This window comes from Photobacterium sp. ABD4_091, from assembly GCF_056160145.1.
Genome location: NZ_JBSWWQ010000003.1, coordinates 161,923 through 181,237, shown reverse-complemented (window position 1 = coordinate 181,237; position 19,315 = coordinate 161,923). Strand labels below are relative to the sequence as shown.

The following is a 19,315-nucleotide window of genomic DNA, read 5'->3' as shown; positions in this document are numbered from 1 at the left end:
TTACAAGCTACCGTTTAAAAAAGGATTGAAAATGAACACACTATTTTGGCTAAGAGATGAAGTAAAAGTAGGTGAGCACCGCACGGCATTGACACCTACCGGAGCCAAAGCCCTGATTGATGCGGGTGCCCCAGTGATTGTCGAGCGCAGCGATACCCGTATTTTCCCTGACCAAGCCTATGTTGATGTGGGCTGTGAGCTAGCGGCAGGCCATAGCTGGACTGACGCACCGGATCACGCTTATATCTTGGGTTTGAAAGAGCTGGCTGAAGATGACTTCCCGCTCAAGCACCAGCACATTTACTTTGCCCATGCGTTCAAGGGGCAGGATGAAGCTGTGCAGATCTTATCCCGCTTCAATGCCGGTGGCGGCCAAATTCTTGACCTAGAGTTCCTGCAAGACGAAATGGGCAAGCGTGTTTGTGCCTTCGGTTACTGGGCTGGCTATGTTGGCGCAGCGATTGGCCTGTCGGGTTATATCCACCATTTACACTGTAAAGATGTGTTCGGCGCAGTGGGTAGCTACCCAGATCGCGACCATTACCTAGCAGTACTGCGCGAGCAGGTTGCAACACTGTCAGAGAAGCCTAAGGTATTGGTTATCGGTCAGTTTGGCCGCTGTGGCCGTGGTGCATTGGATCTATTTGCCGAGCTAGGTATCGACGCTGACGGCTGGGATATCGAAGAAACCAAAGCCGGTGGCCCGTTCACTGCAATCAATGACTACGACATCTTGGTTAACTGTGCTTACCTTGCCGAGGGCACGCCTCCGTTCATTACCAAGGAAAGCCTGGGTGATAACCCACGCCTGAGCATGGTCAGCGATGTCAGCTGCGATCCGAACAACCCGGATAACCCAATCCGTATCTACAATCAGAGCACCAAGCTTTCAAAGCCGATTATCGAATCGGATGTTAGCGGGCTATACGTGCAGGCGGTGGATCACCTACCGACAGTACTGCCAAAAGAAAGTAGCGAAGATTTCGCCGGGCAGCTGTTGCCGCATCTATTGACCCTGTGTAAAGGTGAAGATCCAAACGGCGTTTGGGCAAGGGCACGTGACTTCTACGCGACAGCTCAGAACATTGTGAAGTAAAAGCGGGGCGGTTCGCCTAGGGTGAGAAATGAAAGGGGATCTACGTTTGTTAGATCCCTTTTTTATTGGCTTAATTTCCGTGTCTTATATTAATGGGTATCCCATGCTCCGACTACGCAGCTTGAGTATTGTATAGCTATTCAGCGCCCTCAGTATTTAATCGAGAAAGAAATAATGAATGTTTGTGGGTTTTCAGTTGTTACATATTTAGGGGGCGAGGGATTGCTTTAATTTCAGATAAATGCAACGTGTTCGAAGTGCGCAGGTATTGATTTAAATTAAAAAATGATTAAAATCAGCCGGTTATTTTTCTGTCCTATAAATTCCATATTTAATATAACTTAAAGCTAAATCATCCATAACCATAAGTTATATTACCTCTTGTAATAATATATTTCACACTGTAACTAAGTAAGGGAAGTTTACGTTACATCAGTAAACGTGGAGCCATATTTATCAAAATGAACTGCTGCGAAAACAAACAATTAGTAATGGTAAAAAGAAGCTTCAAAGAGAGGTTGTTCTATTCGGCAAAATATAAATGCAATTCATGTAATAATATTTTTTTACTGAAAAAACAATGAATAATAAGAACACGAAGAAATTAATAAGACAGCTTTCTTCAAAAATACTCTATAAAACAAAGAAAAAGCACTTGTCAGATATAACTCATTAAAATGTTTCTCTATCTCATTTTCAAATTGAGAATGAAATAATAGAAAGTAATTATGCCCTTAGTTAACCAACGAAGGGCTTTTTTACTACTAAGTTTGACCTTATGAAATGCACTTCAGTCGAGCAAGATAATAGCTGTAGTCGTTGCACGTCATTTAGAAACGGATAAATAGTTAAACGATTAGTTTAACTAAATTTTATTTATCAAAGAAAAAGGGACCTAAGCCTCGCTTAGATCCCAGCATCTTATCGTTCAACGACCAGCCGCTTAATCTTACCGCGACACTTAAACTGCCTCTTTAAGCACCACATCTTCTTCACAAGGCTTAGGCTGGTAGCCCTTGATGGCAAAGAAGGCGATGACCAGGTAACAGCTAAATGTCAGCCAGAAGGTATCGGCGATAAAGAAGCTGTCAGCCAGAAGCGCCTGAACGAAGGGCAGGACCGCGCCGCCGCAGCCGGCCATGACCAATATACCGGTTGCTTTTGCCATATCGCCGCCTAGCTTTTTGACCGCCAGCGAGAAAATCACCGGATACATAATGGAGTGACATAGGCCGAGAGCGACCAGCAATAGCCCGCTGGTTCTGCCCGGCAGCATGATGGCGGTGAGGGTAAAGCCGCCAGCCAGCAGTGCATTGAAAATGAGCGTTTTGCGCGCACTGATCTTGAGGAACAGGAATGTGCCGACAAGCCGTCCCAGCATTGCCCCGCCCCAGTACATTGCAATGAAACGGCTCGCTTCGGCAAAGCTCATTCCGCCAGCATGGCTCAGGTAGCTAATGAGATATGTCCCGGTGCTGACTTCCGTGCCGGTATAACAAAATATCGCGAGCACGCCGAGCCAGAAATGGCGGTGTTTGATTAGCTGGCTTTTCGTCTGGTTCTGATTTTGTGGAGAGTTGGGAGTGGCAGGATATGTGATGGGAAGCCTGGCTAGGGCAATACTGATAACTGTGATGGTAGCAGCGAGGGCGAGGAAAGGCACCAAGAGGTTGCTGGCTTGCTCGGCCATAGTCTGCTCATATTCCCGGAACAAGAACCCTGCCGCGAGCATCGGGGCGAGGGTGACCCCAAGGGCATTGATGGTGGAGCTGAAGGTCAGCCGCTGCGATGTGCCAGATTCTGGGCCAATGTCGGCGATGATGGGGTTGGCCGCCACCTGCAAGGCAGTTACTGCAACGGCGATAACTGCAATAGCGAACAGGGTCAGGCTGTATGAGGCGAAGCTCCCTGCCATTAATACCACGGCGCAGCCAATAGCCGATAGGCCGAGGGCGAGCAGCAAGCTGGTTTTGAAGCCGACCCGGCCAATTAGCATTGCCGTTGGCAGGCTGGCGATAAGAGGTGTTGAGGAGAAAATGACCTGGACCCAAATCGACTGGGTATAAGTGAGCGAGTAGACATCTTTTAAATAGGGAACCAGTAAATTGGTTGTTGCCGTTAGCATGCCCCATATAAACGGCACGAGGCTGAACAGCCACAAGCTTTGCTGGTGGCTGAGTGTGGATATTCTTTTCATGTGTAAGCGGGACCTGAAGCAATGAAGGGGTGCAGCGGCTACCGGATTGCTTCTAGGGAAGGGCAGCCGCGCAGGTGACGTTGTTAACCCTTGAGCAAGTCGGACAGTGCCGGGATCGAGGCTTGGATGGCATAGCCCCCCTCAACGCGGTTGAAGCTGACGTTGGCTTTGGCCTCACGTAAAATGGCGATACCCGCCATGATGTCCCAGGCATTGATAAAGTCTTCGCGGTAGCCGTCGAAGCGCCCTGCGGCCACATGGGCAAGGCCCAGCGCGGCGGAGCCATGGCGGCGATGCTCGATACCGTGTTCTAACAAACGGGTCATGGTTGCCAGGTAGTTTTCCAGCGGCATCTTTGCCGAATAGCCAAGGTTCACCAAGCCAACAAGGGCATTATCACCCTGGTTAACTTTTAGAGGGCGGTCGTTCAACCAAGCGCCTTTTCCTGCCTGTGCCGAGAACAGCTCGTCATGGCAAGGGTCGTAAATCACCCCGATCACCGGCTCGCCATCCACCATGTAGGCGATGGATACACACCACATTGGCTGTTGGCGCAAGAAGTTGGTAGTGCCGTCTATCGGGTCGACGACCCATGTCCCTGTGCCGCTTGAGCTGGATTCGCCGCTCTCTTCGCCCAGGAAACCATCTTGCGGGTAGTGCTGGCTCAGCTGCTGGCGGATGAAGTTCTCGGTTTCTTTATCAGCTACGCTGACAAAGTCCTGGCGGCCTTTTACATCAATATCTAAGCCTTCTTCCACCAGTTTCATTTGGTAGGAGTGGGCAAGCGCGCCTGCTTCTTTGGCAAGTTGGCAGGCAAAGGTATAGCGTTGTTGTAAGTCGTTATTCATTGTTATTCCATTACAGTGATTGTCGGCGGATCAGGGAGACACCCAGATAGCAGGTTCGCGCTGCTTGGTCGGGATGTTGAATGCGGCTGATCAGCAATTCGACTGATTGGGTCGCCATCTCGTCGGTGGCTTGTTTTATGGTTGTTAGTTGGTAGCTTTTCCAACTGGCTTGTTGCATGTCATCAAATCCGGCAATGAACATGTCATCAATCACATGCTTGCCGGTTTTGTCCTTCAGGCCATCGATTAGGCCGAGGGCAAGGTAGTCATTGGTGCAAAATACACCGTCGGGTTGAGGCTCAAATGCCGATAGCTTTTCAGCGGCTTCCAGCCCGCCTTGATAACAATGGCTAGGGGCATAAATCACATCAACACGGATGCCCATTTGCTCAGCGTGTTGGCAAAACAACTGCTCCCGCTTGCGGATGCTGTAAGAACTGGCTGCTGAGCTCACCACTGCAATGTGCTTGCACTGCTTCTCGGCAAATGCTTCCCAAAGCAGCTGGATACCGCCAGCGTTATCGCACAGTACCCGATCAACATGAGGGTGCTTGTCTTGCTTGTTGATCAGCACTACGGGTACCTGGTTCGCCGCACAGGTCTCAAAGATGGTTGCTGGCGGGGTATCAGAGGTAATGATGACCCCTGACACATTGTAGTGCAGCAACATGTCTATCACCTGTGAGCTGTCTCGTCCTTTGGCGGTCGGGATCAGCAAAGGGCGGTGATTGTTGGCAAGGATCGCCTCGCTCAAGTCGTTCACCTGTTGGCTGCGAAATGGGTTATCCATATCGGCAACCACCAAGCCAATCAGATCGGATCGCTGGCGGTTGAGGCTACGAGCCAGGTGATTGACCCGGTAGCCCAGCGCCTTCGCTGCGGCGAGGACTTTCTCTTTGGTGGCCTCGGACACATAGCCGTTATTGGAAAAGGTCCGTGAAACGGCGGCGCGGGAAACCCCAGCCGCCTTGGCAACATCGACAGAGGTGACTTGTTTTAACTTGGTGGTGCTCAAGCAGTTTGCTCCTGTTTTAGTCTGTGCTCCTGCTTTTGACCTTTAGTTTGGGATAACCACTTCTCATAGGCCCTGGCAAAAGCAAAAGGGTGGTCGATGTTGACCCTATCAGGCTGTAGCTCGATGAGCTCGACCCATTTTTCAATATCTTGCCCGGGGTAGCGGAGCATCACCTGGATACCTGCATCGCGGCACTGGCTGAATTCGTTCAAATCATCGATAAGGTAGTCATATTCGATAATGGTAGGCTTTCCAGCGGCGATCAACGCACTCAATGAATCAAAATCCTGGCGGCGCTTCATCAGTTTGGCGTCGGGATAGCGCTGGCTGATTTGCTCGAGGTATTCGCTATTGAAGCTCCAGAAAAAGCAACGCGAAAGCGCATTGCTGGCAAGGGCTTGCTGGATGACCTGATCGACATCGGCTTGCTTCAACTCGACATATAGCTCACCGTCATATTCTTTGGCGAGGCCGAGGAAATCTGAAAAACGACTGACGTTTTGCTGGCTGAAGCTTGGCGCAAACCAGCTGCCGGCATCGCACTGGCTCAGCTGCTCGCTGCTTAGCGACTCAATTGGTCCCTGCAAGTCGGTGGTGCGATCGGCAGTAAGGTCATGGATCACCATCAGTTCGCCATCGCTGCTGGTATTGAGATCCAGCTCGATCACGTTAGCACCCATGCGATAACCGATCACGGCGCTGATTTCGGTATTTTCCGGTGCCACGTCATTGGCACCACGGTGCAGCACCAATTCAATCGGGTTGCTGTCATCTGGGCGGTAACCGGTGATCAGCTCTGGCAAGTCAGAACAAATACCGATAACTGGCATGGTGAGCAGCTTTTCGATTTCACTTGCTCGCTCCTCATGCCAGATCACGATCGGCAGGTTGAGCGATTGCGCTTTAGCGATCAGCTCTGGGGTAAGGAATTCATGCGGGGTATCGGATGCCCGCTCCCAGCAAAGGTGGATCATATCAGCTTTGGCTTTTTCAGCCTGCTCAAACGGGCAATCGCCAACGCGAACCAGTACCGATAGCGGGTAAGGGCAGTCGAGCCTATCCAGCTCGGCAACCCACTCCGGAATGAAGCTACCGATGCCAATGTCGATGCCGATCTCAATGCCGTTATTTTGTGCTGGCTGTTGTTCTAGGATACGCAGTACCTCGACGCCTGCACCTTCGCCCTTGAGCTCGATATACAGCCCGCAGCCGGTCTCAATGGCAAGCGCCAGTACTTGTTCAAAAGTAGGTACTTGCTCACCATTGAATAGGCTGTGGCTTTGCAGCTCGGCAAAGGTCATCGCAGAAATATCGGCATCAATACCAGCGGTGTGCATAAGGTTGTCATCATGGCTGACAACACACACGCCATCTGAGGTCAGACGGACGTCGATTTCCCACATCTCGGCATGCAACCTGGCTGCATAGGCAAAGGCTTCCAAGGTGTTTTCGAGTTTGTGGCCGCTGGCACCACGGTGGGCGATACACAATGGTTTATTCTTGGCACGATCAACGAGCCTTTGTAAGCGATGCTGACGTAGCATACAGGGTCTCCGTTAGGGGGGAATTTGACACTCTGTAACGTGTTGATAATGATCTCTTGATGGGCTTGCCCAAGAGAACAATGTCGGGTTATGAACACGTGTACACGTGTGATTTGGATAGTATTATTAGTACGATTTATGACTGTTGGATTAATGAGTTCTTAAAGGCAGGTGACAGTTTGATGAAGCCAAGTGAGATGTTGGGGGTATTGGATTTCCTGCGACAAGCGGAGCAGTTAAAGGACACGCTGAGAAGTGCCCATACAACCCAAGGCCGAAAAGAGAGCACGGCAGAGCATACCTGGCGCTTGTGTTTAATGGCGATGCTGTTCGAGCGGGAAATGCCAGAAATTAATCATGCCAAGTTGATGCAGATGTGTGTGATCCATGATTTGGGTGAAGCGATTTCCGGTGATATTGCGGCGGTCGATCAAGATCCGAATACCGACAAATCCCATCAGGAGCGTTTGGATCTGCAGACCTTGATTGCCCCGCTAACTGATATCATGCAACAGCATATCCTGGCATTGTGGGATGAATATGAGCAGGCAGAGACGCCAGAGGCCAAAGTCGCCAAGGGATTGGATAAACTGGAAACCCTGATCCAGCATAATCAGGGGTTGAACCCTGATGACTTTGATTATGAATTCAACCTTCACTACGGCAAGAAATACACCGATCAACACCCATTGCTGGCAGCAATACGCGAGATTGTTGATCAAGACACGGCGAGAAAGATATAGCGAGTAAGATGAGCTTCTGATAAAAAAGCCATTATAAGCAGAAGCTTATAATGGCTAATATTTTAGATATTTGTTGCTGTTGCTCGCTATAGAAGCAACATCTTAGCTGTGCCGAGGAAGGCGAAGAAGCCGACCACATCGGTCACCGTGGTGAGGATCACCGAACCGGCCAGCGCCGGGTCAAGCTTGAGCTTGTCGAGCACCACAGGGATCACTACGCCGAACAGGGCGGCGGTGATGATATTGACCACAATACCGACTGCTATAATCACGCCGATAATTGGCGACTGGAACCAAAGCCCTGCCATCAAGCCGATCAATACCGCCCACAGCACCCCGTTGAGAAAGCCTATGCCCAGCTCGTTGCGAAGTAATGAGCGACGGTTACCGGCGGTGACCTGATTGAGCGCCATACCGCGGATCATCAGGGTTAGGGTCTGGCTACCGGCAATGCCACCCATTGAAGCGACGATTGGCATCAAAATAGCCAGTGCGACCACCTGGGCAATCACATCTTCGAATAAGCTGATAGTCATCGATGCTAGCACGGCGGTGATGAGATTGATGCCGAGCCATACCGCACGCTTTTTGGCACTTTTGGTAACCGGGGCGAAAAGGTCATCTTCTTCGCTCATACCGGCATTGGCCATCAGGGTACTTTCATAGTTTTCCCGCATCAGCTCAAGCGCAAGGTGGGTATCAATCTCGCCAATTAACGCGAAGTTCTCGTCAACAATCGGCAGGCTGATCTGCTGGCTGTGCTCTACCGCCTCTACGGCTTCGGCCAGTGAGGCGTCATCTTCCAAGACCAATGTGTCGGTATCGGCCAGGCTGCTCAATTTGGTCAGCGGCTCTGCCTCGACCAGCTGCTGGTAGTTAATTGTACCGACAAACTTGGTATCGCGGGTAACCACGTAAATGGAAGCGGGGTATTGGTAACCGTAACGCTCCAGCAGAACCTTGGCTCGTTTGGCTGAAATCCCCTGCGGCAGTGACAGTACCTTGGGGTTGGCGTAACGGCCGATCTGGTCGTCATCGTATTGGTTGGCGCGGTCGAACAGCTCGATATCTTCTTTGCTGAGCTTTTCAATCGCCCGCTCAATAATGTCTTCGGGCAGCGAGTCGGCCCATTCAATCAATGACAGGTTGTCGAGTTTGCCGAGTACGAGATCAAGTTCGGTATCACTTAATGATTGGATCACCCATTCCCGCGTGTCACCGCGCATCGCGGTAAGTACATCGACGTGATCGTTGAGCGGAAGCTGGCGCCACAGCTCCATACGCTCATCGAGCGGCAGGGCTTCGAACAAGGTGGCGAGGGCACCGGCTTCGAGTTGTTGGATCTCGGGTTCATTGAAAATTTGACGCTGTTCGTCGGTATCTGCGGCAGAGATGCGCTCAATGAGCAGGCTTAAATCAACGGTGTTGCTCATGCAGGTTTCCTTGTTGCAAACGCAAGCAGCCAGCTAGAGGTTGGGCTTGTTGTTTTTGTCGTTATCTTAATTGGCTATAAGAGTATGGTTTTCACTTTTGTCGGTCAATTGTGATATCGCTAACTGATGCTGTTATGAAATCAGGCTAGTTTAATAATGAGAGCTGAGTGACCGGTAAGGAGAAGGTGAATGGACAAACAACAGATCCCCGATGCGCTATACGATGACGCTTTGGCTTATTTTGGCGACCGTGCAACAGCCGATGATTGGCTGCATACCGAGAACATCGCCTTGGGGTTGGTGTCACCTGCGAGCCTTTGCAAATCTGAAGCCGGCAGGGCGGAGGTGAAAGCATTGCTTCGTCGCCTGAAAGCGGGTGAGAGTATTTAATACCACGAATGAGATTTTATATATTTACGCCCCTCATCGTAGAGATGAGGGGCGTTTTTATATGGGTTAACCGTTCGGAAGCGGTTCAAGCGATAGCTTCACGTTTTTGTGGACCGGTACGTGAAAGCAACCAGTTATCAACACCCAAGCGGCCTGCCCCTGAAATCAGCAGCGAGACAGACATTGCCAGTAGTGCGAGGCCAAACTCGTAGCCACCGTTGGACATGAACAAGCCCTTGTCCAAGTGCACGGTAACAATGGCAACCAGCATGGTCACAGCCAGTACCAGCGCCGTTGGGCGGGTAAGCAGCCCCAGTAGGATAAACAAGCCGCCGAAGAATTCTGCGCCGCCAGCCATCAGTGCCATCATATATCCTGGCTCCAAGCCGATGGATGCCATCCACTTACCTGTGCCTTCCAAGCCGTAGCCGCCGAACCAGCCGAATAATTTCTGAGCGCCGTGGGCCATGAAAGTGATCCCTGCCGGTACACGCAATGCTAATGGAGCAAAACTGGTTGATGACGAGAGTGTTTTGTTAAGTAAAGTGTTCATCATGTTGTCCTCGAATTTGTCGGCAAACCCTGGTGCCGGTAACTGTCCTGTGTTGTTGGATACAGAATAGGCAGCAAGGCTCGAGAACAACATCAGGCAATGTTGAGCCTTTTGTTCTAAAAATTCGAATGAACTATAAAGCAAAAGCCTAATTGCGAGCGGTATGTTGTTGTTAAAACTTGAAATTTAGTCCAAGTAAGTAATGGTTGCTACTGAAACTATTGGGCAGTTCGATGCGTTGGTACTCTGCACTGATGCCGAAGTGCTGGCCAAGGGCTAGCTCGGTACCAAGGGCGACATAGGGCGAGACTCCACGCTCGGTGCGGGTGTGCCAATTGCCTTTGCTATGGCGGGTATCAATATCGACCGCTGCGTAGTTAATACCGCCTCGAGCATAGATATTGGTAAAACGGGTGATGGGGTATTCAGCCTTAAGACCCAGTAACCCACCACTGTAACTTGAAACTGATTTGGTGAAACCCAGTGTGCCGAAATAGCTCAGACCACCGCTATTGGCAAAGTAGCCAGTGTCGAGCGAGAAGTAACGGTTGAAGTGGTAGTTGTAGCCAAGCTCGAAAGTGAAGCCGGCATCGCCGTCAGTGTGGCTATTGTTATACATGCCTCCCCCACCTAAACGCACCCCAATTTCGTGGGTAATGGGTTGGCTGCTGGCATAGCTGCTGAGCGGGCAGAGCAGGAGAAGGGCTGGGATCAGTTTTTTCATAAAATACGCTGTTTTATTGATTTGCAGCGGATTCTATCGATTGGGCAGTGTCAGCTCAATAACCCAGTACAAAGCCATACACTGTTGTTAAAGGCATGGGTGTTAGAGGCATATTAGTGATTTTATCTATTTGTTTTTTATAGCTAGCACTGAGCCGAAATGGGTGAGATGAATAGGTTTTCACTTGCAGTGACGTCCGACCAGTCTCAAATATGAGAGATGAACTAAAATTAACGTAGTCGTGCCAGTTTTGGTTAAGGAAACTGTGGCTATGATGAATGCAGATACAATGTTTACCTGTATCTACTTGCTAGAATTTGACTCGCTAATTGTGTCTTGATTTGGACACTCGCAAATTTCGCTCAGCCTCGGCTGGGCATTTTTATTTCTGCCCTTCCCGTTTTCACACCACCTTCCCTACATTTTGGCGAGAACATTAGGTTGATACTGATTGTAGTTGCTGGTGGGCATGGAGGAAGCAGGTAGAAATGGTTTTTATCGTATGCTCGTGTTGCCCTTGGGCATAGATCAGGTTGAAGCTCAGGCGCTCGTTCAGGGTAAATATATCGTGGAACGGCTCTGTCGGTAACACCTGCTGGGTCTGGCCGAATTTTTGCAGAGATTCGGGCAGCAATGAGATGGCAAGGCCGTTATAGACCGCTTCGGCAATATTATCGAGAACCGGACTGGTAAAGACAATGTCATAGCGGATGCCGGCATTTTCGAGTGTTGCAAGTGTCAGATCGCGGATCAGGCAATCGCCGTCAAACAGGGCGATGGGCACGGCTTGATTTGCGCTCAGCGCCAACTTGGGTGATTTCACCCAGTTGATCGATTCGCTCCACAGCGGCATGCCATCCTTGATCCCGGGTTCACCAGCGACAATGGCAATATCAACGGTGCCGGCTTGGCGCTTTTTCCTAAGGTGCCGGCTTCTATCGCATACCACTTTAGCGGCCAAGTTGGGCATTTTCGCTTGTAATAGCGGCATAAAGTGGCGGGTAAAGTCGGCGGCATAATCGGTGGGGATCCCGAAGGTCAGCTGGCCTGAGATATCTTTGCCGCTAAGGCTGGCAAGAGTGCTGTTGTTGAGGGCCAGCATCTGCTGGCTGCGGTTGAGCAAGACTTTCCCGACATCGGTCAGGGCAACCCCCCGGTGGCTGCGGATCAGCAACTCGCACCCCGTTAGCTCCTGCAGGCGCTTCATCTGCATGCTGACAGCACCGCTGGAGCGGTACACCCGCTCGGCGGCAAGCTTGATTTCGCCAGTTTCAGCGACGGCAACAAAGGTTCTCAACAACTCTAGATCTAGCAGCGTGTCCATTTCAACGTCTTCTTTGTGGAGAGTAAAGGCAGGCCATCTCTCAGCAGGGAAACGGCATGAGAAACATTATAGATTTAGAAATACTAAATCTATAGGTTAATTTTATTCGTTTGGTTAAATCGACTAGCCCTATTATTGTTTGGATCAAATATTCTTTGGATCAAAGCCAAAGGCGTTCTGAACGATGTGGGAGAGACTGTAATGACAACTTCATTGCCAAAGACGATGAAAGGTGTGGTACTAACCGGGCATGGTGGCTTGGATAAACTGGAGCTACGTAACGATTTACCGTTACCTGAGCTGGCCGAGAACGAAGTGCTGATCAAGGTCGGTGCCTGTGCGGTGAACAATACCGACATCAATACCCGTATTGGCTGGTACTCCAAGCAAGTGACGGCTGACACCAATGCCGGTGGTTCAGGCGGTTTTGACACCATTGATGATCAGGATGCTAGCTGGTCGGGGGATCCCGCTCACCTTCCCGCGCATCCAGGGCGCAGATGTTGCCGGTCATATTGTGGCGGTAGGCTCACAAGTTGATTCGTCTCGTATCGGTGAAAGAGTGATGGTTCGTGCCATGCAGCAGCACCCGCACACCGATGAATCTTTCCGTTGTATCACCTTCGGCTCTGAGTGCGATGGTGGCTTTGCTGAGTACACCAAAGCGTTGGCGCAAGAAGCATTTACCGTCAACAGCAATATGACCGATGTCGAGCTGGCTTCATTCCCGTGTGCATTCTCAACCGCAGAAAATATGGTCGACCGTGCCAATGTAAAAGCCGGTGATGTGGTGTTGGTGACAGGTGCTTCTGGTGGGGTAGGGGCGGCAGCTGTGCAGCTTTCCAAGCGCCGTGGTGCCAGTGTTATTGCAGTGTGCGGTGCTGACAAGCATCAGCAAGTGCTTGAGATGGGCGCTGACCGCACCATTGCCCGTGGCGATAGCTTGATAGAATCGCTTGGCACCATGGCTGTTGATGTGGTGCTTGACCTGGTTGCTGGCGAGCAATGGCCGGAACTGCCAGAGGTACTGCGCCGAGGCGGTCGTTACGCGGTAGCCGGCGCAATCGGTGGCCCATTGACCGAGCTAGACGTGCGTACTTTGTACCTCAAAGATCTGAGCTTCTTTGGCTGTACATACCAACAGCGTCATGTGTTTGAAAACCTGGTGAGCTACATTGAAGCCGGTGAAATCAAGCCGGTGGTTTCGAACACCTATCCGCTTGAGCAAATCCACCAGGCACAGGAAGACTTCCTCGCCAAGAAGTTTGTCGGCAAGTTGGTGCTAGAGCCAGAACATTAAGGCAAGGATTTTTTGTAAGTGATATATTGAATATATCTTTATGGTGCACGTTGTTATAACATGCATTTAAAAGTTTTGTTTTTGAGTGACTTGTCACCCGCATCATAAGGAAGTTATAAAATGAGCGAAAAAATGACGTTTGCGATTATCTTTTCTGCAGCTATTTCTCTATCGATGGTAGCGCCACTGCTTATCCTCGCCTAATACAGGCTAATTGCCGCTGCATTTGTTAGCAGCGGCCATTCTATTTACCTCCCAGCTTAAAGCTTTCATTATTATTGATTCATTGCTAAACCTTTCATCGATATCAAAAGCCTACCTCCCTGTGCCATAATTACTCTTTGCGTGTTTTGACGATTTCTAGTTTGGATATTCATAGATGAACAACCACAAACGGATGCGTGCCTTATTGGGCGTTTCAATGGTGCTGGCCTTGAGTGCTTGTAGCTCCAATTATGTTGACTCGTATGTCGCAGCCAATGATTGGCAGTCTTTGGGCGAGCAAGATGCACGCAAAGGCCACCGGGTGAGGGATCTCTCTTCATTGGTGGACGGGGATTTGATAGCTGCGGAGCAAAAATACTCTGTTGGTTATGAATTGGGCCGTGCGGATTATTGTGATCTTGATAAAGCATGGCAGTTGGGTAAATCAGGCCAAAGCTATTTCGGTATTTGTGATGGTATGCCAGACGGTGATGATTTCAGGTTCCAATACAACAGCGGCCGTGATGCCTTTATTTTTGAGATGGAACGTGAAAGTTCAGCTGATGATTTTGGTTTTGGTTATTAGTCCAGTTTAACCTGTATTACTTTTAAAGCCTTTAACAGACATAGCAATATTGTTCGTTAAAGGCTTTGTTGTATTTGGAAACCGATAATACCCGTAAAACAGGTTGGAAAGAAAAAAATCAAGCGTTATATAAGATTTCCTTTTCATTGCAAGGTGTTTAAGTGTTTGATATTATTGGTTTTGTCTTGGTTTTTTGTTATATACATGCATTTTATGCATCTGAAAAATGAAAACCATTCATTTCAATCATACTGTGATTTGTCCTACCATTCAGTCATCAAGATGAAGCGAACAAATTGCATCTGATTTGTGTAAGAAGCTGTTTGGAAAATAATGTTATTAATAATATCTGGCAGGGTATTTAGGCCCGTCTTTATTTATCAATAGCCTTATAGCCTTATAGCCTTATAGCCTTATAGCCTTATAGCCTTATAGCCTTATAGCCTTATAGCCTTATAGCCTTATAGGCTTTGCTTTGTCCCTATTTCAGATTTTAAACAATTAAAGTCTTTCAGAACACGATTATTGTTAGGTATTAACTATGACTATTCCAACTACTGAAATGCTTCAAGCATGGAAAGGTTTTACCGCTGGCGATTGGCAAACCGAGGTCAACACCCGTGATTTCATTCAAACCAACTATACGCCTTATGAAGGCGATGAGTCATTTCTTGCCGACGCTACTGAATCGACCACTGCGCTTTGGAATAGTGTTTTAGAGGGGATCAAAGAAGAAAGCCGCACCCATGCGCCAATTGACTTTGATACCGACCTACCATCAACCATCATTTCCCACGATGCGGGTTATATCAATAAAGATCTGGAAACCATTGTTGGTCTGCAGACTGATAAACCGCTAAAGCGAGCGATCATTGCTAATGGCGGTATCCGCATGGTGAAAACCTCTTGTGAGGTATATGGTCGCCAGCTTGCCCCTATGGTAGAAAAAACCTTTACCGAATATCGCAAGACCCACAATAAAGCGTGTTTTGATCTCTATACCAAGGATATTCTGGCTTGTCGTAAATCCGGTATTATTACTGGTCTGCCTGATGCCTATGGTCGTGGCCGAATCATCGGTGACTATCGCCGTATCGCCCTTTACGGTATTGATTTCCTCAAGGCAGACAAGCAAGAGCAAGTAAAATCTACCCAGGCATTCCTTGAGCAAGGCCAAGATCTTGAGAAAACCCTTCGCCTGCGTGAAGAACTTGCCGATCAAATTCAGGCGCTGGAAGATATCCGTACCATGGGCCTGAAATATGGCATTGATATGTCGACGCCAGCCACGTCAGCCCAAGATGCAATCCAATATACATATTTCGGCTACTTGGCCGCGGTGAAATCACAAAACGGCGCGGCGATGTCGCTAGGCCGTACCTCGACTTTCCTCGATGTCTACATCGAAAGGGATTTGGCCAATGGGGTGATTAATGAGTCACAGGCTCAGGAGCTGGTGGACCATTTCATTATGAAGCTGCGCATGGTGCGATTCCTTCGTACACCAGATTACGACTCACTGTTCTCTGGCGACCCTATCTGGGCTACTGAGGCCATGGCTGGTATGGGTGTCGACGGTCGTACCCTGGTCAGCAAAACCACCTTCCGTTACCTGCATACGCTATACAACATGGGCCCGGCACCCGAGCCAAATATGACGGTGCTATGGTCAGAGCAATTGCCTGAGGCTTTCAAGAAATATGCGGCGAAAGTGTCTATCGATACCTCATCGCTGCAGTATGAAAATGATGACTTGATGCGCCCTGACTTCAACAACGATGACTATGCCATTGCCTGTTGTGTCAGCCCGCAGATTGTCGGTAAGGACATGCAGTTCTTTGGCGCACGTGCAAACTTGGCAAAAGCGCTGCTGTATACCATCAATGGTGGTATTGATGAGAAGTCGAAAGCTCAGGTAGGGCCGAAACAGTCCCCGATTGCCGATGATGTGCTGGACTTCGACACCCTAATGCCACGTTTTGATGTCATGCTTGACTGGTTAGCGACTCAGTATGTTACTGCATTGAACATCATTCACTACTCGCACGATCGCTATAGCTACGAAGCGTCTTTGATGGCTCTTATGGACCGAGATGTTAAACGCACTATGGCTTGCGGTATTGCCGGTTTGTCGGTGGTTGCCGACTCGCTGGCTGCGATTAAGTTTGCCAAGGTGAAGCCTATCCGCGACGAAGACGGCTTGGCGGTGGATTTTGAGATCGATGGCGACTACCCGAAATTCGGCAACAATGACGCTCGGGTCGATGATATTGCCTGTGATCTGGTTGAGCGCTTCATGAAGAAGATTCAGAAGATGAGCATGTACCGTGAAGCGACGCCAACCCAGTCTATCCTGACTATCACATCAAATGTGGTATACGGCAAAAAAACCGGTAATACGCCAGATGGCCGCCGTGCCGGTATGCCGTTTGCTCCTGGTGCCAACCCGATGCATGGCCGAGATCAGAAAGGGGCCGTGGCCTCGTTGACGTCTGTTTCTAAACTGCCATTTGCCTTTGCCAAAGACGGTATCTCATACACCTTCTCGATTGTGCCAAATGCACTGGGTAAAGATGGCGAAACCCAGAAACAAAACTTGGCAGCGCTGATGGATGGCTATTTCCATCATGAAGCGGGAGAGCATGGGGTAGGCGTTGAAGGTGGGCAGCACCTGAACGTTAATGTGATGAACCGTGACATGTTGCTAGATGCTGTTGAGCACCCTGAGAAATACCCGCAGTTGACGATCCGGGTATCTGGCTATGCGGTACGTTTCAACTCGCTGACCAAAGAGCAGCAGCAGGATGTGATCACCCGTACCTTTACTGAAAAGATGTAAGTGCTCGAAGAGCATTGCCGAAATATAACAAGCTGTGACTACCTAGCTACTTGTTAGCAAATCTTGGCCTGCCCTCGTGCAGGCCTTTTTTATTTTTACTGTGGGCGTTCGTTAAGTTTCATAACCAGAATCACCATTGATAGCAGCAAGGTAATTGCATTGGCTAGCATCACAGGGGTGTCATTGACCTTCATGCCATAGATAAACCAGCAAAAGACCCCGAAAACCATCAGCGCATACATGTGCAATGAGATACTTTGAGTATCTTTGGAGCGGATAATCTTGATGACCTGAGGTAGGTAGGCAAGGGTTGTACAGCATGCCGCCAAACTGCCCAATGCCGCCAGGCTATAATCCGCTACCCATAGAGAAAGTGTTGCCAATACCGAACCGCAAATTATGCTGACTGTGAGCGTTTTCGTATCCATGTCGCGTTACCATGCCTTTGGTTTGAAAGTGACCTGACGCAAGATATGCGCGGCCATAGGTTGCAGGACAAAGTGCTGTCCTTGGTATCCGAGGTTAGTACGGAGCGGAATGCAGTGCCCCCAAGGGAGGGCAGCTGTTACCTCGTGACTGGCCAGTTCTGTGTGAGGGTTGTGGTTGAGTTCAATCGGCAGCCAACCATTTTCCGTCTGGTAGCAGCGCTCTTGGAATGGCGCAAGAGGCAGCTGTTTGTCGATGGTTTCGAGAGCTTTGATCGGCAAGCCGTAAACCAACGGACCGTAGCGGAAGTAATGGTCGCCCAAGTTGTCAGTACATAGCTGCGGCTGGGTATTGAACTGGATTTCAATCCTTTGTCCCTGCCACTTTTCACTTATCTCGAACCAGCCTTCACCCAGTTCGACATTAGCCCCTTTGACACTGACCCCTTTAGCCCAACCCGGCAGGCGGCAGCGCAGTGTTGCTTGGACCGGTGTGTCGGCAGAAAACAGCAACACGATACTATGGTCGGCAGGGTAGTTGGTTTGCTCGGAAATCGTCAGGCGCTTGCCGTTGATTTCGGTTGTAAACTCATTTGGTCCGTATAGTGGCTTGATGATGGTGCCTTCTTGTTGCATCCACATAGCTTTGAGGTAGTACGGATAGATTCGCCCGGCATTAGGGACGCAGCAGACTGCAGCTTCCTGGTGGGTTGGGGAATATTTATAGCGGGTTTGGACCTCATGGGCTGTACAGCCATCGCTGTGGACACCGGCTTCGCCGAGCATTGAGTAAGAGTTGTCGGTTTTCAGGTAGGCAATCCCCATTCCGTCCGGGTGGCGGGCACCCTGCGCGGCATTGAACAGCATATTTTCAATATGATCGGCCCAGCTGAACTCGCCGGTTTTTTGTAGCATGTGGGTAAACCCATCGAGTAACTCATGGATAGAGCAATACTCATAGCCGACTTGGGTGGCATTGGCCTGTTTGCCCAAGATAAATTCGTCACCAATAGGAGCGCCCGATGGGGTGAGGTAATCCGGCAATCGGCCGACAAAGGCTTCAAGGCCTGCCTTGAGATCTTTACTACCGGTGGCGAAGTAAGCAGTTAACAGCGGTCGGAGGTGCTCCCAGGTGTGGACGGCATGCCCTTGGTAGCGGTAATCCGGGTCAAGCAATGCATCGAGCTGGATGTCGATATCGCACAGTGGGTAACGGCAGTAATCTCGGTAGAGGAAATGGGCGTAGTCGAGGTACTGCTGCTTGCCGGTAAGCTGGTAGAGCCTGTCTAGCACATCCGTAAATACCAAACCATGGCCAATACCCGCATAGGATTCGGTGACATCGAAAGGTTTGCTTTCATTGATTGGCCATGCCGACATGGTTCGCTCGACTGCTTTGATCACCCTATCGAGCACATCTTGGTTCTGGGTCATTTCGTAGTAGGCGATGAGCACCCTGAATAGAGCGGCTTGTGCCCACAATTCGCCGTTCTCGCCTTTCGCCTGATAGCGCAAGTCAGGGGCATAGATTCCGATATAGCCATCGTCATCTTGGGTTGAAAGGATATGGTCGATATAGCGGTGGACTTTGATTTGCTGCTCTTCGGTGCCGACCAACATGGCATGGCGGACAAACCCATCCCACCAGTTGGACTGGGTCTCGGCGTTCCACCACAGGTATTGCACCTCCCAGTCGGTATCTTGGGCAATAGACCCGACGTCCTTGGCTTTGTCTGCGAGGGTTCTGCGGTGCTCGCCATAAATATCATCTTCGGTGATAAGCTCTGGCACCAGTTGGTCAAGGTGACCGACAAAGCCTTGGTTGAGGTCAAATTGCATTTGCTCGGCTAGCCAACCGCTTGGGCGAATGTGTTTACAGGTTAGCCATTGAAAAGCCTGGGGTAGGGGACGGGCATTTGCCATGTTGGATCCTTTTCTCATTGGGGGTGAATGATAAAGCCGCTTAAAATTGATAATGCGTAGCCCATGCCAATAAGTGAACCTTCGCGGCTATTTATAAGTTATAAGCTGCGAATAAAAAATATGGGAGTTAGGCTAATTGATTAAATACTTTAATTTTATTGCTGAGAGGCA

15 protein-coding genes and 1 pseudogene are annotated in these 19,315 nt (G+C 49.7%); 6 read left to right on the top strand and 10 right to left on the bottom strand.

Annotation, left to right across the window (positions count from 1 at the left end; translation table 11 throughout):
• Positions 1-31: 31 nt before the first annotated feature.
• Positions 32-1,096 carry a saccharopine dehydrogenase gene (locus ACXAGQ_RS22295; protein ID WP_475256864.1) on the top strand — a complete coding sequence of 355 codons (1,065 nt, stop codon included), beginning with the start codon at positions 32-34 and terminating at the stop codon, positions 1,094-1,096.
• A gap of 961 nt (positions 1,097-2,057) precedes the next feature.
• On the opposite strand, the gene gluP is transcribed toward ACXAGQ_RS22295, so the two are convergent.
• The 4 genes from gluP to ACXAGQ_RS22275 all read right to left on the bottom strand — a co-directional run bounded on the left by gluP (position 2,058) and on the right by ACXAGQ_RS22275 (position 6,700).
• Positions 2,058-3,293 (bottom strand): glucose/galactose MFS transporter, encoded by a 1,236-nt coding sequence (gluP, locus tag ACXAGQ_RS22290; protein ID WP_475256862.1) that lies wholly within the window; start codon positions 3,291-3,293, stop codon positions 2,058-2,060.
• Positions 3,294-3,376: 83 nt separating this feature from the next.
• Entirely contained in the window at positions 3,377-4,141 is a 765-nt protein-coding gene (locus tag ACXAGQ_RS22285) for an inositol monophosphatase family protein (protein ID WP_475256860.1), read from the bottom strand.
• 10 nt (positions 4,142-4,151) lie between these two features.
• A complete protein-coding gene (locus ACXAGQ_RS22280) occupies positions 4,152-5,156 on the bottom strand; it encodes a LacI family DNA-binding transcriptional regulator (protein WP_475256858.1) in 1,005 nt (334 codons plus the stop codon).
• Positions 5,153-6,700 carry a glycerophosphodiester phosphodiesterase family protein gene (locus ACXAGQ_RS22275; protein ID WP_475256856.1) on the bottom strand — a complete coding sequence of 516 codons (1,548 nt, stop codon included), beginning with the start codon at positions 6,698-6,700 and terminating at the stop codon, positions 5,153-5,155. The genes ACXAGQ_RS22280 and ACXAGQ_RS22275 overlap by 4 nt, the downstream gene beginning before the upstream one ends.
• A gap of 182 nt (positions 6,701-6,882) precedes the next feature.
• Between ACXAGQ_RS22275 and ACXAGQ_RS22270 the strand changes: the two genes are divergently transcribed.
• Positions 6,883-7,443, top strand: coding sequence for an HD domain-containing protein (locus ACXAGQ_RS22270; RefSeq protein ID WP_475256854.1), 561 nt, complete (start codon positions 6,883-6,885; stop codon positions 7,441-7,443).
• An 86-nt stretch (positions 7,444-7,529) separates the two neighbouring features.
• Here the strand turns inward: ACXAGQ_RS22270 and ACXAGQ_RS22265 are convergent, their stop codons facing one another.
• Positions 7,530-8,876: a magnesium transporter gene (locus ACXAGQ_RS22265; protein WP_475256852.1), complete on the bottom strand. Its 1,347-nt coding sequence runs from the start codon at positions 8,874-8,876 to the stop codon at positions 7,530-7,532.
• Positions 8,877-9,065: 189 nt separating this feature from the next.
• Between ACXAGQ_RS22265 and ACXAGQ_RS22260 the strand changes: the two genes are divergently transcribed.
• A complete protein-coding gene (locus tag ACXAGQ_RS22260; RefSeq protein WP_475256850.1) occupies positions 9,066-9,266 on the top strand; it encodes an antitoxin Xre/MbcA/ParS toxin-binding domain-containing protein in 201 nt (66 codons plus the stop codon).
• An 85-nt stretch (positions 9,267-9,351) separates the two neighbouring features.
• On the opposite strand, the gene ACXAGQ_RS22255 is transcribed toward ACXAGQ_RS22260, so the two are convergent.
• The 3 genes from ACXAGQ_RS22255 to ACXAGQ_RS22245 all read right to left on the bottom strand — a co-directional run bounded on the left by ACXAGQ_RS22255 (position 9,352) and on the right by ACXAGQ_RS22245 (position 11,867).
• Positions 9,352-9,819: a DoxX family protein gene (locus ACXAGQ_RS22255; protein WP_475257430.1), complete on the bottom strand. Its 468-nt coding sequence runs from the start codon at positions 9,817-9,819 to the stop codon at positions 9,352-9,354.
• 172 nt (positions 9,820-9,991) lie between these two features.
• Positions 9,992-10,543, bottom strand: a complete 552-nt coding sequence (locus ACXAGQ_RS22250; protein ID WP_475256849.1) for a porin family protein — start codon at positions 10,541-10,543, stop codon at positions 9,992-9,994.
• A gap of 436 nt (positions 10,544-10,979) precedes the next feature.
• Positions 10,980-11,867: a LysR family transcriptional regulator gene (locus ACXAGQ_RS22245; RefSeq protein WP_475256847.1), complete on the bottom strand. Its 888-nt coding sequence runs from the start codon at positions 11,865-11,867 to the stop codon at positions 10,980-10,982.
• Between the two features lie 201 nt (positions 11,868-12,068).
• Between ACXAGQ_RS22245 and ACXAGQ_RS22240 the strand changes: the two are divergent.
• The 3 genes and pseudogenes from ACXAGQ_RS22240 to pflB all read left to right on the top strand — a co-directional run bounded on the left by ACXAGQ_RS22240 (position 12,069) and on the right by pflB (position 16,796).
• Positions 12,069-13,167: pseudogene (locus ACXAGQ_RS22240) on the top strand (alcohol dehydrogenase family protein).
• 379 nt (positions 13,168-13,546) lie between these two features.
• Entirely contained in the window at positions 13,547-13,957 is a 411-nt protein-coding gene (locus ACXAGQ_RS22235) for a DUF2799 domain-containing protein (protein WP_475256845.1), read from the top strand.
• Between the two features lie 541 nt (positions 13,958-14,498).
• The gene (pflB, locus tag ACXAGQ_RS22230) at positions 14,499-16,796 is read left to right on the top strand and encodes a formate C-acetyltransferase (RefSeq protein ID WP_475256843.1); all 2,298 of its coding nucleotides are present in this window, start codon (positions 14,499-14,501) and stop codon (positions 16,794-16,796) included.
• Between the two features lie 95 nt (positions 16,797-16,891).
• On the opposite strand, the gene ACXAGQ_RS22225 is transcribed toward pflB, so the two are convergent.
• Entirely contained in the window at positions 16,892-17,224 is a 333-nt protein-coding gene (locus tag ACXAGQ_RS22225) for a SemiSWEET transporter (RefSeq protein ID WP_475244164.1), read from the bottom strand.
• A 6-nt stretch (positions 17,225-17,230) separates the two neighbouring features.
• Complete coding sequence (locus ACXAGQ_RS22220; protein WP_475256841.1) at positions 17,231-19,144, bottom strand: beta-L-arabinofuranosidase domain-containing protein; 1,914 nt, start codon at positions 19,142-19,144, stop codon at positions 17,231-17,233.
• Positions 19,145-19,315 lie beyond the last annotated feature (171 nt).